This window comes from Streptomyces sp. NPDC104226 (assembly GCF_055584085.1).
In genome coordinates this window covers 214,761-236,139 of sequence record NZ_JBVJMS010000005.1, presented here as the reverse complement: position 1 = coordinate 236,139, position 21,379 = coordinate 214,761, and the positions used below count along the sequence as shown (strand labels likewise).

At 72.7% G+C, this 21,379-nt stretch carries 19 protein-coding genes; 9 read left to right on the top strand and 10 right to left on the bottom strand.

Annotated features, from left to right (window positions below):
* Positions 1–11 precede the first annotated feature (11 nt).
* Genes ACZ60J_RS17490 through ACZ60J_RS17480 form a run of 3 tightly spaced genes read right to left on the bottom strand, consistent with a single transcriptional unit; the run spans position 12 to position 2,023 of the window.
* Positions 12–404 (bottom strand): hypothetical protein, encoded by a 393-nt coding sequence (locus tag ACZ60J_RS17490; protein ID WP_469682763.1) that lies wholly within the window; start codon positions 402–404, stop codon positions 12–14.
* Entirely contained in the window at positions 397–1,260 is an 864-nt protein-coding gene (locus ACZ60J_RS17485; RefSeq protein WP_469682761.1) for a heavy metal-binding domain-containing protein, read from the bottom strand. Before ACZ60J_RS17485 ends, ACZ60J_RS17490 begins: the two co-directional genes overlap by 8 nt.
* 1 nt (position 1,261) lies before the next feature.
* Positions 1,262–2,023 carry a heavy metal-binding domain-containing protein gene (locus ACZ60J_RS17480; protein WP_469682760.1) on the bottom strand — a complete coding sequence of 254 codons (762 nt, stop codon included), beginning with the start codon at positions 2,021–2,023 and terminating at the stop codon, positions 1,262–1,264.
* Between the two features lie 420 nt (positions 2,024–2,443).
* On the opposite strand from ACZ60J_RS17480, the gene ACZ60J_RS17475 reads away from it, so the two are divergent.
* On the top strand, positions 2,444–3,466 hold the full coding sequence (locus tag ACZ60J_RS17475) for a helix-turn-helix domain-containing protein (protein WP_469682758.1): 1,023 nt from the start codon (positions 2,444–2,446) through the stop codon (positions 3,464–3,466).
* A 107-nt stretch (positions 3,467–3,573) separates the two neighbouring features.
* Here ACZ60J_RS17475 and ACZ60J_RS17470 read toward each other — a convergent pair whose 3' ends face one another.
* Entirely contained in the window at positions 3,574–4,092 is a 519-nt protein-coding gene (locus ACZ60J_RS17470) for an EF-hand domain-containing protein (RefSeq protein ID WP_469682756.1), read from the bottom strand.
* Positions 4,093–4,414: 322 nt separating this feature from the next.
* Between ACZ60J_RS17470 and ACZ60J_RS17465 the strand changes: the two genes are divergently transcribed.
* The gene (locus ACZ60J_RS17465) at positions 4,415–4,993 is read left to right on the top strand and encodes a sigma-70 family RNA polymerase sigma factor (protein WP_469682755.1); all 579 of its coding nucleotides are present in this window, start codon (positions 4,415–4,417) and stop codon (positions 4,991–4,993) included.
* Positions 4,990–6,429: a maleylpyruvate isomerase N-terminal domain-containing protein gene (locus ACZ60J_RS17460; protein WP_469682754.1), complete on the top strand. Its 1,440-nt coding sequence runs from the start codon at positions 4,990–4,992 to the stop codon at positions 6,427–6,429. Before ACZ60J_RS17465 ends, ACZ60J_RS17460 begins: the two co-directional genes overlap by 4 nt.
* A gap of 59 nt (positions 6,430–6,488) precedes the next feature.
* Here the strand turns inward: ACZ60J_RS17460 and purU are convergent, their stop codons facing one another.
* Together purU and ACZ60J_RS17450 are read right to left on the bottom strand one after the other, a co-directional pair.
* On the bottom strand, positions 6,489–7,364 hold the full coding sequence (gene purU, locus ACZ60J_RS17455) for a formyltetrahydrofolate deformylase (RefSeq protein WP_469682752.1): 876 nt from the start codon (positions 7,362–7,364) through the stop codon (positions 6,489–6,491).
* 19 nt (positions 7,365–7,383) lie between these two features.
* Positions 7,384–7,830 carry an SCO4402 family protein gene (locus ACZ60J_RS17450; protein ID WP_469683263.1) on the bottom strand — a complete coding sequence of 149 codons (447 nt, stop codon included), beginning with the start codon at positions 7,828–7,830 and terminating at the stop codon, positions 7,384–7,386.
* A 231-nt stretch (positions 7,831–8,061) separates the two neighbouring features.
* Between ACZ60J_RS17450 and ACZ60J_RS17445 the strand changes: the two genes are divergently transcribed.
* A complete protein-coding gene (locus ACZ60J_RS17445) occupies positions 8,062–9,405 on the top strand; it encodes an ABC transporter substrate-binding protein (RefSeq protein ID WP_469682751.1) in 1,344 nt (447 codons plus the stop codon).
* A 27-nt stretch (positions 9,406–9,432) separates the two neighbouring features.
* Here ACZ60J_RS17445 and ACZ60J_RS17440 read toward each other — a convergent pair whose 3' ends face one another.
* Positions 9,433–10,710 (bottom strand): hypothetical protein, encoded by a 1,278-nt coding sequence (locus ACZ60J_RS17440; protein WP_469682749.1) that lies wholly within the window; start codon positions 10,708–10,710, stop codon positions 9,433–9,435.
* 270 nt (positions 10,711–10,980) lie between these two features.
* Here ACZ60J_RS17440 and ACZ60J_RS17435 point away from each other — a divergent pair, with 270 nt between their 5' ends.
* Both ACZ60J_RS17435 and ACZ60J_RS17430 read left to right on the top strand, forming a co-directional pair.
* A complete protein-coding gene (locus ACZ60J_RS17435; RefSeq protein ID WP_469682747.1) occupies positions 10,981–12,660 on the top strand; it encodes a hypothetical protein in 1,680 nt (559 codons plus the stop codon).
* A 74-nt stretch (positions 12,661–12,734) separates the two neighbouring features.
* Complete coding sequence (locus tag ACZ60J_RS17430; protein ID WP_469682746.1) at positions 12,735–14,417, top strand: hypothetical protein; 1,683 nt, start codon at positions 12,735–12,737, stop codon at positions 14,415–14,417.
* Between the two features lie 79 nt (positions 14,418–14,496).
* On the opposite strand, the gene ACZ60J_RS17425 is transcribed toward ACZ60J_RS17430, so the two are convergent.
* Positions 14,497–15,891 (bottom strand): transcriptional regulator, encoded by a 1,395-nt coding sequence (locus ACZ60J_RS17425; RefSeq protein WP_469682744.1) that lies wholly within the window; start codon positions 15,889–15,891, stop codon positions 14,497–14,499.
* Positions 15,892–16,111: 220 nt separating this feature from the next.
* On the opposite strand from ACZ60J_RS17425, the gene ACZ60J_RS17420 reads away from it, so the two are divergent.
* From ACZ60J_RS17420 to ACZ60J_RS17410, 3 genes are all read left to right on the top strand, one after another.
* Positions 16,112–16,792: a bifunctional DNA primase/polymerase gene (locus tag ACZ60J_RS17420; protein WP_469682743.1), complete on the top strand. Its 681-nt coding sequence runs from the start codon at positions 16,112–16,114 to the stop codon at positions 16,790–16,792.
* Positions 16,793–16,923: 131 nt separating this feature from the next.
* Positions 16,924–17,817: an ABC transporter ATP-binding protein gene (locus ACZ60J_RS17415; RefSeq protein WP_469682741.1), complete on the top strand. Its 894-nt coding sequence runs from the start codon at positions 16,924–16,926 to the stop codon at positions 17,815–17,817.
* Positions 17,814–19,526: a transporter gene (locus tag ACZ60J_RS17410; protein ID WP_469682739.1), complete on the top strand. Its 1,713-nt coding sequence runs from the start codon at positions 17,814–17,816 to the stop codon at positions 19,524–19,526. Before ACZ60J_RS17415 ends, ACZ60J_RS17410 begins: the two co-directional genes overlap by 4 nt.
* Before the next feature lie 95 nt (positions 19,527–19,621).
* Here the strand turns inward: ACZ60J_RS17410 and ACZ60J_RS17405 are convergent, their stop codons facing one another.
* Together ACZ60J_RS17405 and ACZ60J_RS17400 are read right to left on the bottom strand one after the other, a co-directional pair.
* Positions 19,622–20,197 carry an NAD(P)H oxidoreductase gene (locus tag ACZ60J_RS17405; protein ID WP_469682737.1) on the bottom strand — a complete coding sequence of 192 codons (576 nt, stop codon included), beginning with the start codon at positions 20,195–20,197 and terminating at the stop codon, positions 19,622–19,624.
* Positions 20,194–21,294: an NADP-dependent oxidoreductase gene (locus tag ACZ60J_RS17400; protein ID WP_469682736.1), complete on the bottom strand. Its 1,101-nt coding sequence runs from the start codon at positions 21,292–21,294 to the stop codon at positions 20,194–20,196. The genes ACZ60J_RS17405 and ACZ60J_RS17400 overlap by 4 nt, the downstream gene beginning before the upstream one ends.
* Between the last annotated feature and the right edge of the window lie 85 nt (positions 21,295–21,379).

Below are 21,379 nucleotides of genomic sequence, written 5' to 3'. Positions count from 1 at the left end.
CAGCTCGGGGGTCAGGCCAGGAAGCGCTCCACGGCCTCGCGGGCGCGAGCGCTGGAGGCCGCGGCTTCGGTCAGGGCGCGGGCCAGGGAGCCGATCCACTCGTCCAGGTCCACACGGCGGCGCGAGAGCACGATCCCCCGCACCTCGTGGCAGACCTCCCCCAGCACGTCGCCCCGTTCGGTGCGCAGCGAGAGCCGCCGCTCACCGAGTACGACGTCCAGCCCCGTGACCGTCCCCTCGCGCCCGGCCAGGCGTTCCGCGAGGGAACGCCGGCGATCGACCCGGACGGTACCGGGGGGCAGCGACTCCACGAGGCCGGCCGAGAGCACGGCGACGTAGAGGCGCAGGTCCGCGCTGTCCCGGCGCAGGGCGGCGGCCAGCAGTTCCACGTCCGCCTCAGGCATCGAGACCCAGCACCAGGGACGGCCGGTCGATGACGTGGTCCTCGCGCAGCGGGCGCACCGCGGTCCCGACGGCGAAGAACTCGGTGGTGTGCGACCCCCAGCTGTGGGAGTGCTGCCGCAACCGGACCGCCACGATCCCCTCGGCCTCCAAGGCCTGCGCCTCCGCCTGCATCCGGCTCATGGCCAGCTCGCGGGCCGTGTACAGGGCCTGCGTGAACTGCTCCATCTCGACGTTGCGCCCCGTGTTGCCCATGACCTGGGTGAGGCGCTGGTGCGCCACGTGGTAGACGCACGACCCCATGACCAGGTCCAGCGGCGCGTACCCGGCGCGGATCAGGGTCCAGAACTCCTGGCCCGACAGGTCGGAGGTGAAGGGCCTGCCCTTGTTGTTGCGCCAGCTCCCGCCCGGCCCCGGATCTGCTCCGTCGGCCTTGACGGCCGTGCCGACCGCGATGAACTCGGCGATGTCCGAGCCGAACTCCTTGAACTCGATGTCCAGGCGCACCCCGACGATCCCGTCCGCCCCCAGGGCGTGCGCCTCGGCCTCCATCCGGCCCATGGCCAGCTCGCGCGCCTCGTACATCGCCTGGGAGAGCTTGGTCAGCTCCTGGTTCTTCGACCACCGGCCGAGCTGGATGCCCACGTGGTAGACGGAGGAGCCGAGCACCAGGCCGAGCGGGCGGAAGCCCGCTTCGCGCACCAGCAGGAACTCGTTCACCGTGAGGTCCGAGGTGAAGAGCGATCCCTTCTCGCCCGGCTGGAGTTGCGCGAGCCGTCGCATCGCGTCGTCGGAGACGGCCTCCGCCGCCTGCCATGCGGGCGTCCCGCCCGGTTCCCGCCCCGTTCGCTCGCTCATGTCAGTGTTCGCGCTCCAGTCTCATGATGGTCAGTGGTCCGGGCCCGGCGGGCCGCTCGGCGCGGCGGAACCGGGCGATCGAGGTGCCGACGAGGACCGCCTCCGCGACGAGGTCGCGGCCGTATCCGAAGGACGGGCACTCGTTCTCGCGCACCACCAGCCTCATCTCGTCCACCACCACCCCGTCGCCGCCGTGCCGGGCGGCGTCGCGGGCCAGTTCCTCGTGTGCCGTGCGGCGGGCGTGGCCGATCAGCCGGGTGTGGCCCTCGATCTCCTGGTTCCCCGCGATCCAGGTCTTCCGGCGGTTGGTGCGCCAGTCGTCGTGCCGGGTTTCGAGGGCGATGCCGAGGACGAGCCCGGTGGGTACCCAGCCGCCGTGCAGCAGCTTGGCGAAGTCCTGGCCGGTGAGGTGCGAGGTGAACGGCGCTCGTGGCCGGACGCGCGAGCGGGCCCGGACCGCGGTGCCCGATGCGGCGAACTCCACTGTTTCCGGGGTGATTTCCCTGGCCTTCAGTTCCACGCCGACGATGCCGTCCCCGCCGAGCGTCCGGCAGTCGGCCACCGCGCGGCCGATCGCCAGCCTGCGCGCCTCGTACAAGGACCGCACCAGGAAGGAGAAGGAGGCGTCCCACGCCGAGGCGTTGGACCTCTTGCCGTCCTCTACGGACCAGGCACCCGGGCAGCCCCAGACTCCGGTGTAGCCGATGTGGAAGACGGCCGTTCCGACGACCTGCCCGACCGGTTCGAATCCGGCTTCCCGCACAGCCGCGAACGCTCCGGCCGACAAGGCGGAGTCCCACCCTCCGCCCTCACGGAAGGGCACCGCCCCGGACGCCGCCCCGGGCGCTCCGTCGTTCCGTCGCTGCGTCATCGGCCCCCGCGCGCGCTCCCCCGTGGCCGACGCGCCGATCGCACCGCCCCCCGGGCAGCGTATGTCATGGGTGCGGGCCGACCGGGGGCCGCCGTCCTGTCGCCCCTGGCGGCCGCGGCGCCGTACGGGGCAACTGGCGGCACGTTCCGTCGAACTCCGTGCGATTGACGCGGAGTTGATAGCCCTGGCCACGGGTGGAATATGCCGCGAACGCTGCGCTATCGTCCGGCTCGTCACGAACTGGACAGTCAGGTGACCCCGGCGGCGCGCCAACGCCCCGGGGCCCGGCACTAGAGACAAATCAGGTCTCCGATGCGTATTCAGATTAGCCCGCGCAAGCGCGCGTTCACCGTCCTCGGCAACGAAGTCGTCCGGGACCGGCGCCTCAGCTTTACCGCCCGGGGCATCCTCTGCTATCTGCTCTCCCTCCCCGACGGGACCCGCGAGGACGTCCGTACGCTCGCCGACAAGCACCCGGGCGTCGGCCGGCGCGGAGTGGCCAAGGCCGTCGACGAGTTGGTCCGCTACGGCTACTACGTGCGGCGGACCGTGCGCGACGCGGAGACCGGGTACGTCCACACGCAGACCTTCGTCACCGACACCCCGCACGCGGACCACGGGCCAGGGCCTGACGGAGCGCCCCCGCCACCCGCTCCGGAAGCGGACCCGAATCTCACTCCTGAGGGCGAACCCGCAGCGGCCCCGCCCCCGGGTCCGAACCCGGGAACCGGTGACACGCAGCACGGCGCGACGGGAGCGTCCCCCCAGGGACGAAGTACCGGGAAAGAAGAACCCTCCCTCCCCGGAGCCGACGGACACGACGGACGCGGCGGCCGGGACGGACGCGAGGAAGCCGGCCGACACCGCGAACACGGCGGACCCACCGAGCCCGCCGAACCGCCCCCGGGGGCCACCGGCCGCGGGGCGGCGCTGCTCGCCCGGATCGCCGCCTACGAGCCGCGCCTCGCACTCAGCGCCGTCGAAGCCCTCGGGCTGGCCCCCCTCGCCGAACCATGGGCGGCGCACGGCGTGTCGTTCCTGGAGGCCCGCTCCCTGCTCGCCGACGGGCTGCCGCGCTTCGTGTACTCCGCCCGCGCCCTGCTCGCCGACCGCCTGGTCCGCAAACTCCCGTCCCCCCGCCTCCGCGAGGACCCCGCGCGCCCCGCCGAATGCGGCTCCTGCCGCGACCCGCTCCCCGCCCCGGACACCCCCTGCCGCAGCTGCACGGCCCCGGGCACGAAGACGCCCCCCGCGCCCCCGCTCTCCCCCACCGAGGTCGCCACCCTGGCCGACGCGGTCCGCCAGGCCCTCCGCGGCACCCCGTCCTTCGCATGACGCCGCAGCCTGCGCCGCCCGTCACCCCGCGCGCAGGAGCCGACGAACACGAGGACCCGCCCCCTGCCGAACGGCACGGGGCGGGTCCCAGGGGCCGGGGACGTGGGTTACGCGTCCGGGGCGGCCACTCCGCAGTAGCCGGCGAAGGCCGCCAGGATCTCGTCCTCCGTGATGCGGCCGTCGCCGTCCGCGTCCAGGGCCGTGGCGACCGGGGTCGCCAACTCCTCCGGCGTGCCCAGCACGCGCAGCACGCGGGCCGTCGCCACCGGGGTCGCGCCGAGGCCGTCCGTGTCCGCCGCCGCGATCACCGCCCGCAGGAACGGGCGCGCGATCTCCGCGAACCGGTGCGGGTTGTCCCGCAGCCGCTTCGCCGCGCCCGTGACGAACTCCTCGCGGGACACCCGCTGGTCTCCGTCCACGTCCGCGATTCCGGCCATGCCCTGCCAGAAGGCCTCCGCGCCGGCGAAGACGGCCTGGCCCTTGTCGGACCGGGCCGCCACGGCGAATTCGGCCAGGACCGCCTTGGCGGCCGTACTGAAGTCCTCCCGGTCGATATACCCGGACCCGTCCTGGTCGAAGGTGGCGAAGCGGGCGGCGATCTTGCGCTCGTATTCTGCGCTGTCCATTTTCGGCGTTCCGCCTTCACGTGTGCGGTGGGGTGCAGTTCAAGACAGGACAGGAGCGTAAGGCCTACGTGGCCTGCGCGTTAAGCGAAGCGGTCAAGGAGGTGGCCGCATCGAACCAGCGCACGAGGAGCGCGGTGGGGCGCGTACGCCTGTACCCATGGAGCACGGCCGACATCGGCCTTCACCCCGCGCGACGCCGCTATCACGCAGGGCGCACGTCCGGGACGAGGTTCAGCCAAAACGGGCGCACACGGCTGGATGCCCACTACATTCGAGTGGTCGACACACGGCTGCGAAACCGGGAATCCCGGCTGGGGGCACGATGCCGAAGGACGCACCACCGCGCTGGGACCGCCGCATGCAACAACGCCTGTCCCGCGGCGAGGCCGCCGCGCTCGGGGAGCTGTACGACCGCTTCGCCTCGCTCGTGCACGGCCTCGCCCACCGGGTCCTCGGCGACGAGAAGGCGGCCGACCGGGTCACCCGCGAGGTCTTCGGCTACATCTGGGAGAACCCGGACGCCTACGACCCCAAACAGGGCTCCATGCGCTCCTGGATCGCCCGCATCACCCAGGGGCAGGCCGTGGCCCGCCTGCGCCAGGCCGAACTGGGCAACGGCTCCCGCGAGGAAGTGGAACAGAAGGTGCGCACCGCCAACGCGGCTGCCCGCGCCGACTTCATCGTCACCTCCATGCCCGCACCCCTGCGGGCCGCGCTCGAACTCGCCTACTTCAAGCGCCGCAACTACCGCCAGACCGCCGCAGACCTGCAGATCAGCGAGGACGAGGCCCGGCGCCGGCTGCGCCTGGGCCTGCAACTCCTCTCCACGGCCAACACCGTTCCGCGCGAGGACACGGTCCCGCCGGAATACGGACCTTCCGGATATGGAACCACCCGATGACGACGCCGAGCAGCCCCTTCGGTGAAGAAGACGGCGAAGAGTACGGACCGCACCAGCAGAACGAGCGGCACGAGCAGTCCCGCAACCCCGTCGGCCCGGCACGCATACCGGGCCCGCGCGGCGCGGCCGACGACCTCGACGACCTCGATGGCTTTGACGGCCTCCGTGACATGGACGATCGCGATGAACTCGACGACCTCGATGACGTCGACGACCTCGATGACATCGTCGACGCGCGGTACACCCGGTACCCGGAGGTCCACGCCCACACCTTCACACCCGCGCCCGCGGACCCCGAACCCGACGCCGAACCCGCTCCCGTCCCCGCCGGCCCCCCGCCCACCCACGCCGTACTGAAGTCCCTGCTCGGCGCCTGGGCCCTGGCGGCGTGCTCGGCGGAGGAGACCCAGGCCGTCGAGGACCACCTCACCGAATGCGCGCGCTGCGCCGAGGAGGCGCTGCGGCTGCGCGATGCCGTGGGGCTGCTGCAGCCGGAGGAGAGCCTCGACCTCAAGCCGCTGCTGCGCTCGCGCGTGCTGGAGGACTGCCTCGGCAAGCGCCCGGCCCGCATCCCGGTCCCGGTGTGGGCGAGCCCGTACGACACCGAGACGGCGCGGCTCGACGCGCTGCTACGGGACTTCGGGGACTCGGAGTGGCACACCCCGGTCCGGCTGAAGTGGTTCGAGGACGAGGGCCGCCGGACGCGCCGGACCACGGTGGCCGGGGTCATCGGGCACCTGCTGGCGGTGGACGGCCTCGTGGCGGCCGCGCTGGGCCTGGACGACCCGCTGGGCCGCGAGGCGGCCGCGGACACCCCGGCCGAGCGCACGGAACGGTTCTGGGAGGACTCCCCGTACCCGACCACCCGCCGGGTCCGCGAGCCGTGGCGGGAGCAGGGCCACAACCTGGTCCGCACGGTGTCCTTCGCGGGGCGCGGCGTGGCCGAGCTGGACGTGGACTACGGCGCCTTCGCCCTGCCCCTCGGGGACGCCTTCCTGGAGCGGGCCTTCGAGTGCTGGGTGCACGCCCTGGACATCGCGGACGCGGTGGACTACCCGTACGACCCGCCGGCCGCGCCGCACCTGAACCGGATGATCGACCTGGCCGCCCGGCTCCTGCCGGCCGCCCTGGCCGGGCGCCGGCGGGCCGGACTGGCGGCGCCGCCGCGCGGGCTGGTCGCGGCGGGAGCGCCGGGCCGGACCCTGCACCTGGAGATCGAGGGGGCGGGAGGCGGCGGCTGGGACATCGCCCTGGACTCCCCCGCGGCGAAGCCCTCGCCGGACCACACCGTGGCCCGGATCGCCCTGGACGGCGCCGAATTCTGCCAGCTCGCCGCGGGCCACATCTCCCCGGAGGACGCCGCGGTCGGCCAGAACGGCGACCGCGAAGCCATCCGCGACGTCCTCTTCGCGGCAGCGTCCCTCAGCCGGATGTAGGCCCGGGCGCCCGGACGCCCTGCCCACCCGGACGCCCTGCCGACCCCCGCCCGCCGGGGTTAGGCGAAGACGACCGTCCGGGTCCCGTTCAGCAGGACACGGTGCTCGCTGTGCCACTTCACGGCCCGCGCCAGCGCCTGGCACTCCACGTCGCGCCCGATCGCCACCAGCTGGTCGGGGGTGACGTCGTGCCCCACCCGCTCGACCTCCTGCTCGATGATCGGGCCCTCGTCCAGGTCCGCCGTCACGTAGTGCGCGGTCGCGCCGATCAGCTTCACGCCCCGGGCGTGCGCCTGGTGGTAGGGCTTCGCGCCCTTGAAGCTCGGCAGGAAGGAGTGGTGGATGTTGATGATCCGCCCGCTCATCTCCTTGCACAGGGTGTCCGACAGCACCTGCATGTAGCGGGCGAGGACCACGAGGTCGACGTCCTCGGCGCGGACCAGCTCCAGCAGCTGCGCCTCGGCCGCCGCCTTCGTGTCCTTCGTCACCGGGATGTGCACGAACGGGACCCCGTAGGAGCCGACCAGCTCCTCGAAGTCGGTGTGGTTCGACACCACCGCCGCGATGTCGACGGGCAGCGCGCCGATCCGGTGGCGGAAGAGCAGGTCGTTGAGGCAGTGCCCGAACTTCGACACCATCAGCACGATCCGCATGCGCTCGTCGGAGCGGTGGATCTGCCAGTCCATCCGGAAGCTGTCGCCGATCGCGGCGAAGCTGGCCCGCAGCTTCTCCACGGTCACCGGGGCGTCGGCGACGAAGTGGACCCGCATGAAGAAGAGGCCGGTGTCCCGGTCGCGGAACTGCTGGCTGTCCTCGATGTTGCACCCGGTCATGAACAGATAGCTGGACACGGCGTGCACGATGCCCTGCTTGTCCGGGCATGAGAGGGTCAGTACGTACTGCTGCGGGGCCTGGGGCTGCGGGTCGTCGCTCATGACCCCACAGCCTTTCACATCACACCGCGCGCGTGAGGATCCTCAGGACGTCCAGTGAGCACGGGCGCGCGTCCGGGTCCTCCCCGTCCACGGTCGCCATCCGTACGTGGGCTTCGCGCGCGGCCCGTACCGCCTCCGGCCAGGCGTGGTGCTCCAGGTAGCCGGAGACCGGGGCGTCGGGGCCTATCTGGTGCATGATCCGCAGCACCCGCAGCACGGCGAGGTCGACCAAGGCCGCCTCCTGCGAGTCGCGGAAGATCGTGCCGACGTACTTCTCCGCGGACCAGCTGTCGAGCCAGGTGTCCTCGACGAGCCGGTACACGGCGTCGGTGACGTCCCCGTACCCTTCGGCGCCGGCCAGCCAGGTGTCCTCTTGGAACGCGGGGTCGGAGAGCATGTGCAGCGCCGAGCGCACGTTGCTGCGCCAGCGCCACCACGGCATGTCGTTGAGGGGCATGCCGCCCATGGTGGTGGAGCGGCCGCCGCGGCGGGAAGAGTTCTTCGAACCTTGGGCGAATGTCACGCTTTCGATCGTACGTTCCCGTTGGACGTGATCTTCAGGCACCTGCGGCCGGGGGCCGGGACCCGCCCGGCGCTCACCCAGCGTATGGGCGCCACCCGTAATTCACCTGGGTGTCACCTGATGTTGTGTACACCTCACGCTTGAGTTACCCGGGGCGCGGAATGGTGCATGCACATGACCACCCGGCGATGCGCAGCAGCACTGTCCCGCACCCTTCTGGCCCGGACCACGGCCATGGCGATGGGCGCGTGTCTCGTCGTCGGCTGCGGGGCGCTCCCCGGAGGCTCGGGGGGCTCCGGGGGCGCCGACACCCTCACGGTCATGACCTTCGCCCCGGTGGACTCGAAGGCGACCAACATGCCCGGCATGCCGGGCATGGCCAAGGCCTACGAGCGCTGGGTCAACGCCAAGGGCGGCATCAACGGCCGCAAGCTCCGCGTCCTGACCTGCGACGAGCGCAACACGCCGACCGGCGCCGCCGACTGCGCCCGCAAGGCGGTCGCCGAGAAGGCCGTCGCCGTCATCGGCTCCTACAGCCAGCACGGACGCGCCTTCCTGGCCCCGCTGGAAGCCGAGGGCATCCCGTTCATCGGAGGGTACGGAGTCTCCGCGGAGGAGTTCCAGTCCCCGCTCTCCTACCCCGTCAACGGCGGCCAGCCCGTCCTGGTGGCCGGCGCCGGCCACCAGCTGGGGCGCGCCTGCGCCAAGGTCGCCCTGGTCCGCCCCGACACCCTCGCCGGCGATTCCCTGCCCCTCCAGCTCAACGCCGGCCTGAAGGCCAACCAGATGGGCCCGGCCAGCGACATCCGGGCCGCCGAGGACGCCGCGGACCTCTCCGTCCAGGCCAACGAGGCACTGGCCGCCTCCACCGCCCCCGCCCCGGCGAAGGGCGGCGCGAGTTCCGCGAAGGACGGCAAGGACGGCAAGGAGCGGGGCTGCGTGGCCGCCGTGCTCGGCGCCCGCACCGAGACCTTCTTCGACGCCTTCCGCCGCGCCGACGCCCAGAATCGCAAACCGCAGGTCTCCTCCGTGCTCGGCTCCGTCAGCCAGGCCCTGGTCGACCGCACCGGCGGCAAGGAGAGCCCCTTCGAGGGCGCGTACGTCACGAGCTGGTACCCGGTCTCCACCGACCCCCTGTGGACGGAGATGCGCAACGTGATCTCGGACCACGCCTTCGGCGACAACGCCGTCGACCCCGACGACAGCGGCGCCCAGACCACCTGGATCGCGTACACGGTGTTCAGCGAGATGGTGAAGCGGTTCAAGGAGGGCGAGGAGCTCACCGGGCGGAGCCTGACCCGCAAGCTCAACCAGTCCGACCCCGTCAAGACCGGCGGCCTGACCCCCGACCTCAGCTGGCGCTACCAGGACATGCGCGCCGTCTCCGGCTTCCCCCGCATGGTCAACGGCCGGGTCGCCTTCCAGGTCGTCCAGCAGGGCCGGCTGGTCGCCCAGCCGGGCGGCGAGCAGTCCATGGACATGACCAAGACCCTGGAACAGGCCCCCCGGTCGAGCTAGTTCGGGCCGAGGGGCCCGGACGCGCCGCTACAGCTGGCTCTTGTCCCGCTTGGTGAGGCCGTACTTGCCGGCGATGGCGTTCCACATGCCCGCCGCGTTCTCCTTCGCGCGGGTGGCGTCGCCGCTGGCCTTGTTCCCGTCCGAGGCGTTGCCGGTCGACTTGGCCTTGCCGTCCTTGCACTTGTCGCCGTCGGACTTGATGTCGTCCGCCCAGGCCGCGTAGCTGTTGTCGGCCTCGGCGGAGGACTTCCACGCCTTGGTGAGGGCCGCGGTCAGCTTCGCGTGGTCCGGGAGCTGGTCCACCTTGAGCTCCTGGAGGCGGGTCACCAGCTCCTCGCGCTGCCGGGCGGCGTCGCGCAGGTCGGTGGCCGCCTGGTCCAGGTTGTTGCAGCCCTTGATGTCGTCGACCGCCTTGATCACCGCGGCCCGGCTGTCGTTGCTGTCCGCGAGGAGCTTGTCGAGCTGGACCGCCTGCGGCTGCGCGGGGTCCAGCGGAGCCTCCCCGCTCTCCGCGGCGGAGCTGCCGGGCTTGGGGGTGGGGGCCGTGGCGGCCGGGTCGTTGTTCTGCGCCTTGCCGTCGCTGAGCAGGGCGCCGACCCCGAGTCCGGCGACGGCCAACCCGATGACGACGGCGGCGACGATCGCGGGCGAGACCCTGCGGGGCGCGGGTCCGGGGTCCTGCGGCGGCTGGAAGTGCGGCTGCTGCTGGAACTGCTGCGGCGGGTACTGCTGTTGCTGCGGGTGCTGCTGCATCTGCTGCTGGTACTGCGGCGGTTGCTGCTGGTACGGCTGCTGCGGACGCGGTCGCCGCGGCGGCTGGCCGCCGAGCACCGGCTCCTGGATCGGGGGCAGTTGCTGCGTGGGCTGCGCGTCCTCCCGGAACAGCCCGTCGAACCCGGGGCCGGGATCGGTGGGCGCGGCCGGTACCGGCGGAATGTACTGCGTGGCGGCCTCGTCGTGCCCGGGGGCCGCGGGGACCGGCGGTATGTACTGGGTGGCCGCCTCGCCGTGCGCGGGGGCGGCCGGGACCGGCGCGATGTACTGGGTGGCTGCCTCCGGCAGCGGCGGGTAGCCGTAGCCGTGGGGGGCGCCGGGGCCCTCGTAGCCGGGGCCGACGACGTGCCCCTGCGGGTAGCCGTAGGCGGGGCCACCGGGTGCGGGGTAGCCGTAGGAGGGCTCGCCGTGGGAGGGCTCACCGTAGGACGGCCGGCCGTGGGGGGTCTCACCGTAGGAGGACTGGCCGTACAGGTACTCCGGCTCCCCGCCGGGCTGCACGGGCGGCTGCGCCGGCGGCTGTGCGGGCATGGGCGGGCCCCACGGCTCGCCTCCCTGCGGGCTTGCGCCCTGTCCGCTCTCCGTCACCGGAACTCCCTCTCCGACCTGTCCGCGTCCGCGGAACCGTCGGCTCACGCTACCGTCCTCCGCCGAGTTTGCCAGTGTCGGCCTCCTCGCCGGGGCCCTACCGGCCACCTGGTGTCCGGTATCGGCGAGATGGGTGCCGAGGCCGTACAACCCTGGGGACGGGCCGTCCGTCAAACCCCGCAGCAGGCATACGAACGTGTGGGGGGACAACCGGTGAACAGCTTGAAGAGGACGATGACGGCCGTCGGCACGGCGGTCGTCATCGCAGCCGTGGGGGCGCTGGCGGCTCCCGCCGCGCATGCGGCCGTACCGGCCGCACGGCAGACGGCCCTGGCGGCGGACGCGGAGACGAAGGCGGCGATCGCGCTGCCGGCCGCCAGTGTCCGGAAGAACGAGAAGAACCAGTTCATCGTCTTCGTCGACGGCGACGCAGCCGCTCCGAGCCGGGTGGAGGTCCGCCGGGCCGGCACCGACAAGGTCGTCGCCGTGGTCGACAAGCTCACGCACATGGACCCGGGTCCCGACGAATCGGGCGGCCCCTGGATCGACTGGTACGAGGGTGACAAGCAGCCGCTCGTCCTCGCCGACATAGGCGACTACGAGCTGGACGTGTACGCCAAGAACGGCACCACCGAAGTGAGCCGTCGCAACGCCGGACGGTTCACGTACGCGTCCGACGCCCGGGTCGAGGCGAAGTCCAGCCGGCAGGAGTTCTCCCTGGACGCCCTCGCCACCCAGGTCACCGGCACGGTCACCGCGGTCCACCCGCACACCGGACAGCGCATGCCGCTGACGGGCACCGCCATCCGGGCCCGCCTCGGCGACGGCCGGGCCGCCGGGGTGTCCGACGCGCAGGGCAGGTTCACCGTCACCGTCGCCGCCCTCGGCACGGAGAAGACCCTGACCCAGAGCGTCACGGTGGCCCTCGCGAGCGGGGACACCGAGGTGCCCGTGACGACCCCGGCGAAGATCCGTCCCCAGAAGTCCGCGCTGACGCTGACCACGACGGCTCCGATCACCACCCGCTACGGGACCGCCGTACCCGTGCGCGGCAAGCTCAACCGCGTCGCGGACGACGGCACGGTCAAGCCCGCCGCCGGCCGCAGCGTCGCCGCCTCGGGGGCCGGGAAGGCGACGGCCTCCACCGGAGCCGACGGCAGCTACACCCTGCTGCCCCCGATCCTCAAGACCGGCTCCGTGGGCGTGACCGTCCAGGACGCCTGGCTGCTGGGGGACGGCACGCGCACCGCGACCGTCGCGAAGGTCACGCACACGACCAAGGTCGTCGAGGAGAAGCTGGTCTCCACCGACAAGTACCGCGGGCTCACCATCAGCGGAAAGGTCGCCGTCGACGGCATCACCAGCCAGCAGGCGCCGATCCAGATCCAGTTCCAGTACGCCCCGGGCAAGTGGGTCACCCGCCAGTCCTTCACCGTGCCCTACAACAAGACGTTCACCGTGAGGGTGACGATCCCGAGCACCCAGTACCCGTCCGACGGCTGGCGCGTGTACACCCCGGGCACCTCCAACATCGGCCCCAGCACGGGCACCCGGGTGCTGCGCCAGACCCGCGCCGAAACCCAGCTCACCGATGCGAAGGCCGGACCGAGCACCGTCGACAAGGGGAAGCAGCTCACCGTTTCCGCCGTCCTGAAGACGTCCACCCCCGGCGGGTTCGTGCCGTACGCCGGCCAGAAGGTCCGTTACGACTTCCGGCCCGAGGGCTCCACCGTGTGGAAGGAGATGGGCACCTCCGTCTCCGGGGCCAACGGAGCCGTGAGCAAGCAGTTCACTGCCCAGACCAGTGGCTACTGGCGCATCCGGTTCGTGGACGCCGACGCCACCCACCTCGTCAGCACGGGCCGTGAGGGCCGCGTCGAACTCGCGCGCTGAACGCGTACAACCTCCGGGGCCCTTCGGCCGTCCAACCCGTGCAGTCGATCACAAGTGACGCACGGGGGATTCCGGTGAACAGTTTCAAGAGGACCATGACGGCCGTCGGCACGGCCGTCGCGCTCGCGGCCGTGGGAGCCCTGACGGCTCCCACGGCCAACGCCGCCCCCGGGGCGACTCCGGCCGCGCGGCAGACTGCCCTGACGTCCGACCCGGAGACGAAGTCCGTTCCGGTCGAGGTGGGGTCCGCCAGCATCCAGGTGGACGGGACCACGTTCAGCGTCTACGTCGGTGGCGGCTGGAACGCGCGTCCGTACCGGGTCGAGGTGCGCCGGGCGGGCGCCGACAAGGTCGTCGCCGTGGTCGACAACCTCACGCGCCACGAGGACGGGATCGGCGAGTCGGGTACGACCGGACGCGTGTGGTACACGAGCGGGCCCCTCGTCCTCGACGACATGGCGGACTACGAACTGGACGTGTACGCCCGGGACTACAAGGGCAATGAGGTGACCCGCCGCAACGCCGGCCGGTCCACCTACGCGCTCGCAGCCCGGTTCGAGGCGGCATCCAGCCGACAGGAGTTCTCCCTGGACGCCCTCGACACCCGGGTCACCGGCTCGGTCACCGCGGTCCACCCGCACACCGGACAGCGCATGCCGCTGGCGGGCGCCCTCGTCGGTGCCCGCCTGGGCGAGGGCTGGGCCACCGGGGTGTCCGACGCGCAGGGCAGGTTCACCATCACCGTCGCCGCCCTCGGCACCGAGAAGGCCCTGACGCACACCGTGGCCCTGGCGAGCGGGGACACCGAGGTGTCCGTGACGGCTCCGTCGACGATCCGGGCCCAGAAGTCCATCCTCACACTGACCTCCACGGCCCCCCTCACCGCCCGCTACGGGACCGCCGTGCCCGTGCTCGGCAAGCTCGCCCGCCGGGCGGACGACGGCACGGTCAAGCCCGCCGCCGGCCAGGGCGTCACCGCGACGGGGGTCGGCACGGGGGAGGCCACCGCCGCCCCCGACGGCAGCTACACCCTGCTGCCCCCGATCTTCAGGACCGGCTCCGTGAACGTGGCCGTCGCCACCAGCAGCTGGCTGATCGGCGACGGCACGCGCACCGCGACCGTCAAGAAGGTCACCCACACGACCAAGGTCGTCGAGGACAAGCTGGTCTCCACCGACAAGTACGGCAGGCTCACCCTCGGCGCCAAGATCACCGTCGACGGCATCACCGGCCAGCAGGCGCCGGTCGAGATCCAGTTCCGGACCACCGACGGTCGGTGGATCACCAAGACGACCCTCGCCGTGCCGTACAACAAGCCGTTCACCGCGACGGTCGCCCCGTCGCGGTGGTACACCGCCACCGGGTGGCGGGTGCACACGCCGGGCACCAAGAACATCGGCCCCAGCACGGGCACCCGGGTGCTCACCCAGAACCGGGTCGAAACCCGGATCTCGGGCGAGCGCTTCGCACCGCTCCAGGCGGTCAAGGGGAAGCAGCTGTCCGTCTCCGGGGTCCTGCGGACCTCCACCCCCGAGGGGTTGGTGCCGTACTCCGGCAAGAAGGTCCGTTACTACTTCCGGCCCGACGGCTCCACCGCGTGGAAGGAGATGGGCACCTCCGTCTCCGGGGCCTACGGAGCCGTGAGCATGAAGTTCACCGCGCAGACCAGCGGCTCCTGGCTCATCCGCTTCGTCGATGCCGACGCCACCCACCTCATCAGCACGGGCCGTGAGGGCCGCATCGAGGTCATCGGCTGAGCCTGCGGTACATCGGGCGGTGCCCGCCCCGGCGGGCCCGCCGCCCGACGGCCCCGGTTCACAGGGCCGGGCGGCGGGGTCAGCGGACCGGCTCCAGGCGGACCGCCTCCAGGCGGGCCGTGAACTCCCGGGCCGCCGGTTCCTCCCGGTAGGGGTCCAGGCGGGTGCGGAAGTCCTCCAGGTACACCGCCCCTCGGTGGGAGCGGAGGCCCGACAGGACCTCCGCCGCCTGCGTCGCCGTCTGGCAGGCGGCTTCCACCTCGCGCTGCTGCACCCGCGCCGCCGCCAGCAGGAGCAGCCCGATCGCCCGGCGCCTCGCCTTGCCCGCCGGCAGGTCCCGTAGGACCTCCTCCGCGCGCTTGGCCGCCGCGTCGGCCTGCCCCAGGTCCCGGTGGCAGTGCGCCAGTTCGTCCGCGAGGTACGCCTGGTCGAAGTGCCGGATCCACTCCGGGTCGTCCCCCGACTCCGGCTCCGCCCGCTCCAGCGCCGTCAGCGCCCGCGAGGACAGCACCGCCGTCGACCGCGCGTCACCCAGCAGCGCGTGCCCGCGCGCCTCCGCCGCGTAGAACATCGCCTCCACCCGGGGGGTGACCTGGCCCCGCGTCCCCTCCTGTGCGGCTCTCGCCAGCTGCGCGATCTCCCTCGGGTTGCCCAGCTCGGCCGCGAGGTGGCTCATCGACGCCGCCAGCACGTAGCCCCCGTACGCCCGGTCGCCCGCCGCCTGCGCGAGCCGGAGCGCCTGGATGTAGTAGCGCTGCGCCAGGCCCGGCTGGCCGGTGTCCACCGCCATGTAGCCCGCCAGCTCCGTGAGCCGGGCGACCGCCGCGAACAGCGCCCGGCCGACCGGCTCCCGGTAGGCGCCGCCGATCAGTCCGGAGACCACCGAGTTGAGGTAGTGCACGACCACCGGGCGCACGTGCCCGCTGCCGAAGCGGTGGTCGAGGTCCTTCAGCGCCTGCGTGGTGGCCCGTACCGCCTCCACGTCCGACATCCCCACCCGTGAGCCGCCGCTGCGCGCGACCTGCGCGTCGGCCCCGGTGATGAGCCAGTCCCGGCTCGGCTCGACCAGCGCCGAGGAGGCCACGCTCGACCCCGACAGGAAGTCGCGCCGCCCCACGTCGCTCCGCCACAACTCGCTGACCTGCTCGATCGCGCCGACGACGGTCGGGGAGAACTGCAGGCCGACACCGGAGGCGAGGTTCTTGCCGTTGGCCATGCCGATCTCGTCGATGGTGACGGTCCGGCCGAGTTTGCGGCCCAGGGACTCGGCGATGATGCCGGGGGCCCGGCCGCGCGGCTGCTGGCCGCGCAGCCAGCGGGCCACGGAGGTCTTGTCGTAGCGGAGGTCGAGGCCGTGCTCGGCCCCGCACATGTTGACGCGCCGGGCGAGCCCGGCATTGGAGCACCCGGCTTCCTGGATGAGCGCCTGCAGCCGTTCGTTCGGCTGACGGGCGACGAGTGGCCTGGCTGCCATGAAAACCCCCAGGGGCCGCGGGTGATCGCTGGAATGATCACTTCCCGCCTGATGTGCGGGGAATCTTCCCCATTGCGTCCTGTCGCTACCCACCTACGGCGCCCCGGCCTCCTACGCGCCCCCCACGATGCACCGATGCGCCCCGCATGCAGGATCGATGCTCCCCAGCCCGGCGGGTTTACGCCCGTAACCCCCGGTGACCGCAAGAGTTGTGTTGCACGTGGAAGAGACCATCGGAGTCACGGAGACCGCGCCCATCCCCCTGCAGCGCAGTGAGCCGCTGCTGGACCATGCCGTGCGGTACACGGAAGAGCGGCACTGGGATGTCTTCGCCGGCACCTGGCTGGAGTCCGGCGACGGGCGGGAACGGTGCTCGTGCGGGGCCGCGGAGTGCCCGGCGCCCGGCGCACACGCCGCGGGCAAGGACTGGGCCTCCCAGGCCTCGGGCAGCGCGGTGCAGGTCAGGCGGCTCTGGGGCAAGAACCCGAAGGCCGCCATCCTGCTGCCCACCGGCCGGACCTTCGACGCACTCGACGTCCCGGACGCGGCCGGCTTCCTCGCACTGGCCCGGCTCCAGCGCATGCAGCGCGCCCTGGGCCCGGTGATCGCCAACCCGGCGGGGCGAATGCTGTTCTTCGTGCTGCCCGGCGCCGGGGCGAAGGTTCCCGACCTGCTGCGCAAGATCGGCTGGCAGCCGGCCCAACTCGACCTGGTCGCGCGCGGCGAGGGCGAGTACGTGGCCGCGCCGCCGACCCGGATCGGCGGACGCGGCTCGGTGCAGTGGGCGCAGCCGCCGACGGCGGCGAACCGGTGGCTGCCCGACGTGGAGGAGCTGATCGACGCCCTGGCCTACGCGTGCGGGCGCGAAGCGGCGGCGGAACGGGCCCGTCGCACGGTGTGAACCGGGCACACACGCTCTGACCAGCGGCGATTTCCGCCGCGAACTCATGACATACGTAACTGCGCAGCCTCCGCCCCGCCTCTTATGGTGAGAAAAGCAGGACACGGGGAACGAAATCGAGAGGCAGGCGCATGCCGGACCAGGGCGTTGCGACGGGCGGGACGGACGGAACGGGCGGCGGTGTGCGACCCGCACCGTCCGCCGCACCCGCCGTGCGGGTAGAGGGTTTGTGGAAGCGGTTCGGCGACCAGGTCGCCGTGTCCGGGATCGACCTGGAGCTGCCCGCCGGGCAGTTCGTCGGCCTGGTCGGGCCGAACGGTGCGGGCAAGACCACGACGCTGTCCATGGTGACCGGGCTGCTGCGCCCGGACATGGGCCGGGTCATCGTCGCCGGGCACGACGTCTGGGCGGACCCGGTCGAGGTCAAGTCCCGGATCGGCGTGCTGCCGGAGGGCCTGCGGCTCTTCGAGCGGCTCTCCGGGCGGGAACTGCTCGGCTACATGGGCCGGTTGCGGGGGCTGCCGGGCCGCGAGACGGACAGCCGGGCCACGCAGCTGCTGGAGATCCTGGACCTGGCCGGCTCGCAGCACAAGCTGATCATCGACTACTCGACGGGCATGCGGAAGAAGATCGGCCTGGCGGCCGCGCTGCTCCACAACCCCGAAGTGCTTTTCCTGGACGAGCCGTTCGAGGGCGTGGACCCGGTGTCCGCGCAGACCATCCGCGGAGTGCTGGAACGTTACACCTCCTCCGGGGCCACGGTCGTCTTCTCCTCCCACGTCATGGAGCTCGTCGAGTCGCTGTGCGACTGGGTGGCCGTCATGGCCGCCGGACGGATCAGGGCCGCGGGCACGCTGGCCGACGTACGGGGCGACGCGCCCTCGCTGCAGGCCGCCTTCCTGGAACTGGTCGGGGCGCAGGGCCGGGCCACCGGCGAGTCCCTGGACTGGCTGGGCGGCGGGGCCGCGGCTGCGGGTGGCGGGGCGGGGAACGGGGCTGCGGGCAACGGGGCGGGCCTGCGATGAGCGCCTCCACCGCGTCCACCGGCTCCGCGGCGTCCGGCACGCCGGGCACGCCCGGTACGTCCGGCACGTCCACGGCGCCCGGCGCGACCGGCGCGTCCGCCGCGCCGTCCGGCGCCGTCGACATCACGCCGATCTTCGTCCGCCTCAAGCTGTCGCTCCTGCGCAACGGCCTCAAGGGCTCCTCGAAGCGCAAGGCCGCCTTCATCAGCGCCCTCGTCCTCTCCCTCGTCGTCGCCTTCTTCACCGTGCTCGGCCTCGCCCTGCTGCGCGGCAACGCGCACGCCGGCACGGTCGCCGTCCTGCTCGCGGCGATCATGGCCCTGTGCTGGGCCTTCGTCCCGCTGTTCTTCGCCAGCGGCGACGAGACGCTCGACCCGACCCGGCTGGTCATGCTGCCGCTGCGTCCGCGTCCGCTCGTACGGGCCCTGCTGGCCTCCTCGCTCGTCGGCATCGGGCCGCTGTTCACGCTGTGCCTGACCGTCGGCTCGGTGATCGCCGTCGCCCGGGGCGCGGCGGGCACGGTGGCCGCGGTCCTGGCCGTACCGCTGCTGCTGGTCGGCTGCGTCACCCTGGCCCGCGCGGTCGCCACCGCCAACGTCCGGCTGCTGACCAGCCGCAAGGGGCGCGACCTCGCGCTGCTCAGCGGCCTGATCATCGCCGTCGGCGCGCAGGTGGCGAACCTGGCCCTCGGACGGCTGCTCGAGGTCGGCGGCCTGGAGCGGCTGGAGCCGGCCGCCGCGGTCGTCCGCTGGCTGCCGCCCGCGACGGCCCTCGGGATGGTCGACTCCGCGAGCGAGGGCGCGTACGGCATCGCGGCCGTGCAGCTCCTCATCACGGTCCTGGCCCTCGGCCTGCTGCTGTGGTTCTGGGAACGCACCCTGACCAAGCTGATGGTGAGCCCGGACGGTTCGACGATCGTGGCCGCCAAGGAGAAGACGAAGGCTGCGGGCGGCGAGAGCCGCGGCATCTGGTCGCTCCTGCCCGACGACCGTACGGGCGCGGCGATCCGGCGCTCGATGCTCTACATGGTGCGCGACCCGAAGACCAAGGCGGCCTGGGTGTCGTCCCTGACCATCGGCCTGCTCATCCCGGTCGCCAACGCCCTCCAGGGCGGCGGCTCCGTGTACCTCGCCTGCTTCGCCTCGGGCATGCTCGGCATGCAGATGTACAACCAGTTCGGGCAGGACACCTCGGCGTTCTGGATGGTCGCGCAGACCCTGTCGACCACCCGTGACGCGTACGTGGAACTGCGCGCCCGCGCCCTGGCCCTCCTGCTGGTCACCGTGCCGTTCACGGCGCTGGTCACGACGGTCACGGCCGCCCTGACCGGCGACTGGACCACCCTCCCCGGCGCCCTGGGGCTGGCCCTGGCCCTGCTCGGGTCGATGCTGTGCACCGGAGCCGTGGCCTCGGCCCGCTTCCCGTACTCGATCCCCTCGGACGGCGCCTTCAAGAACGCCGCTCCGGGGCAGGGTGCGCTGGCGTGGGGCGGCGCCTTCGCCGGCATGTTCGCCTCGGCGGTGATCTGCTCCCCCATGATCGTGCTGGCCGTCTACTTCAGCACCACCGACCAGCAGTCCCAGGCCTGGATCCTGCTCCCGCTGGGCGTGGCCTGGGGCACGCTCGCCGCCTGGACCGGCCTGCGCCTCGCGGCCCCGAAGGTCCTGCGGGGCCTCCCGGAGATCCTGCAGGCGGTCAGCAAGGGCTGACCGCCGGGGAGTACGCCGGAGGGGCGAGGGGGTGCCGGGCCGTAGGCCGGGCGCCCCCTCCGTCGTGCGGGGGGGGCAAGCCGTCGTGCGGGGGCTCACCGGACCGACAGCACCGGGATCAGGGCGGTGTCCGCCTCCGACAGGGCGGCTTCGCCCGCGTTCAGGGAGTCGTAGACGAAGTGGACGGTGGCCCCCTCGATGCCGCAGTACTCCGAGATCCCGACGCGGAGCAGGCGGTCCACCGGCCCGTCCCAGCCCAGCTCCCGGAACTTCGCCTCCGGGTAGCTCACCAGCGGGATCCACACCATCCGCTTGCCCTTCAGGAGCGGGGTGCGGCGTCCGTAGGCGAAGCCGTTGTTCCAGACCCGGTCGATCCAGCCCTTCAGGACGGCCGGCAGACCGAACCACCAGAGCGGGAAGACCACCACGAGGATCTCGGCGGCGGCGATCCGGTCCATGTGGGCCCGGGTCTCGGCGGAGTACTCCTTGTCGGGATCCGACCAGTCCGGCTCGTCCTCCGTGCCCATCCGGGGGTCGAAGCCCTCGGCGTGCAGATCGAGCACGTCGACCGTGTGGCCGCCGGCCTCCAGCCGGGCCACGGCACGGCGGGCGAGCTGGGCGGTGAGGGAATCGCCGCGGGGGTGGGCCAGGACGACCAGGGCGGCGCTCATCGGGCATCGGTGGCGGTGGTGGCGGTGGTGGTGCCGGTGGTCGTGGCTTCGGGGGCCAGGCGGACCAGCATCTTGCCGGTGTTCGCGCCGCGCATCATGCCGAGGAAGGCCTCCGGGGCCCGCTCGATGCCCTCGACCACGGTCTCCTCCGTGCGCAGGCTGCCGTCCGCCAGCCATCCCGAGGCCCGGCCGATCCACTCCGGGAACAGGTCGAAGTGGCTGGAGACGAGCATCCCGCGCAGGGTCACCTCCCGGGCGGCGGCCTGGAAGAGGTTGTCCGGCCCTGCCGCGGGAGCGGTGGCGTCGTAGCCGCTGATCGCGCCGACCAGGGCGATCCGCCCGCCCTGGCGCATCGCGCCGATGGCCGCCTGGAGGTGGTCGCCGCCGACCGCGTCGAGGTAGACGTCGATGCCCTCGGGAGCCGCCTCGGCGAGCTGGCCTGCCAGGTCGCCCTGGCGGTAGTCGACGGCCGCGTCGTAGCCGAAGCGGTCGAGGAGCGTGCGCGTCTTCAGCGGGCCGCCCGCCGAGCCGATCACCCGGGAGGCGCCCAGGCGCCGCGCCAGCTGCCCGGCGACGCTGCCTACCGCTCCGGCGGCGGCGGAGACGAAGACCACGTCGCCCTCCTCGACCGGGGCGGTGCGGGTCAGCGCCGCGTACGCCGTCAGTCCGGTGGTGCCGAGCGGACCGAGGTACGCGGACGGCGAGGCGACCGAGGGATCCAGCACGGTGGCGGCGGCCGCGTCGAGGACCGCGTACTCCCGCCAGCCGAGGAAGTGCGAGACGGTCGCCCCGACCGGCACCGCCGCGGAGCGGGAGGCCACGACCTCGCCGACCGCACTGCCTTCCAGGGCCGTGCCGAGGGCGAAGGGCGGGATGTAGGACGGGGCGTCGTCCATCCGGCCACGCATGTACGGGTCCACGGACATCCAGGTGTTGCGGACGAGGATCTGGCCCTCGGCGGGCTCCGGGACCTCGGTGGCGACCAGCTCGAAGTGGTGGTGGCCCGGCTCTCCGACGGGCCGGGCGGCGAGGCGGACCTCACGGGAGAGGGTGCTCTTGGCGGGGGCGGTGGTGGGGGTGGTCGTGGAGGTGGTCATCTGACTCTTCCCCTTCCTTTCTGGTGTGTTCGGCGGCCGCTCGGTCGCGGTCACAGGAACACCATGTCCGGGGCCGCGCACGGGC

Coding starts and splice junctions, on each gene's coding strand:
- ACZ60J_RS17490 (WP_469682763.1), bottom strand. CDS start 404: ATGCCTGAGGCGGACGTGGAACTGCTGGCCGCCGCCCTGCGCCGGGAC.
- ACZ60J_RS17485 (WP_469682761.1), bottom strand. CDS start 1,260: ATGAGCGAGCGAACGGGGCGGGAACCGGGCGGGACGCCCGCATGGCAG.
- ACZ60J_RS17475 (WP_469682758.1), top strand. CDS start 2,444: ATGCGTATTCAGATTAGCCCGCGCAAGCGCGCGTTCACCGTCCTCGGC.
- ACZ60J_RS17470 (WP_469682756.1), bottom strand. CDS start 4,092: ATGGACAGCGCAGAATACGAGCGCAAGATCGCCGCCCGCTTCGCCACC.
- ACZ60J_RS17465 (WP_469682755.1), top strand. CDS start 4,415: ATGCCGAAGGACGCACCACCGCGCTGGGACCGCCGCATGCAACAACGC.
- ACZ60J_RS17460 (WP_469682754.1), top strand. CDS start 4,990: ATGACGACGCCGAGCAGCCCCTTCGGTGAAGAAGACGGCGAAGAGTAC.
- purU (WP_469682752.1), bottom strand. CDS start 7,364: ATGAGCGACGACCCGCAGCCCCAGGCCCCGCAGCAGTACGTACTGACC.
- ACZ60J_RS17450 (WP_469683263.1), bottom strand. CDS start 7,830: ATGGGCGGCATGCCCCTCAACGACATGCCGTGGTGGCGCTGGCGCAGC.
- ACZ60J_RS17445 (WP_469682751.1), top strand. CDS start 8,062: ATGACCACCCGGCGATGCGCAGCAGCACTGTCCCGCACCCTTCTGGCC.
- ACZ60J_RS17440 (WP_469682749.1), bottom strand. CDS start 10,710: ATGCCCGCACAGCCGCCGGCGCAGCCGCCCGTGCAGCCCGGCGGGGAG.
- ACZ60J_RS17425 (WP_469682744.1), bottom strand. CDS start 15,891: ATGGCAGCCAGGCCACTCGTCGCCCGTCAGCCGAACGAACGGCTGCAG.
- ACZ60J_RS17415 (WP_469682741.1), top strand. CDS start 16,924: ATGCCGGACCAGGGCGTTGCGACGGGCGGGACGGACGGAACGGGCGGC.
- ACZ60J_RS17410 (WP_469682739.1), top strand. CDS start 17,814: ATGAGCGCCTCCACCGCGTCCACCGGCTCCGCGGCGTCCGGCACGCCG.
- ACZ60J_RS17405 (WP_469682737.1), bottom strand. CDS start 20,197: ATGAGCGCCGCCCTGGTCGTCCTGGCCCACCCCCGCGGCGATTCCCTC.
- ACZ60J_RS17400 (WP_469682736.1), bottom strand. CDS start 21,294: ATGACCACCTCCACGACCACCCCCACCACCGCCCCCGCCAAGAGCACC.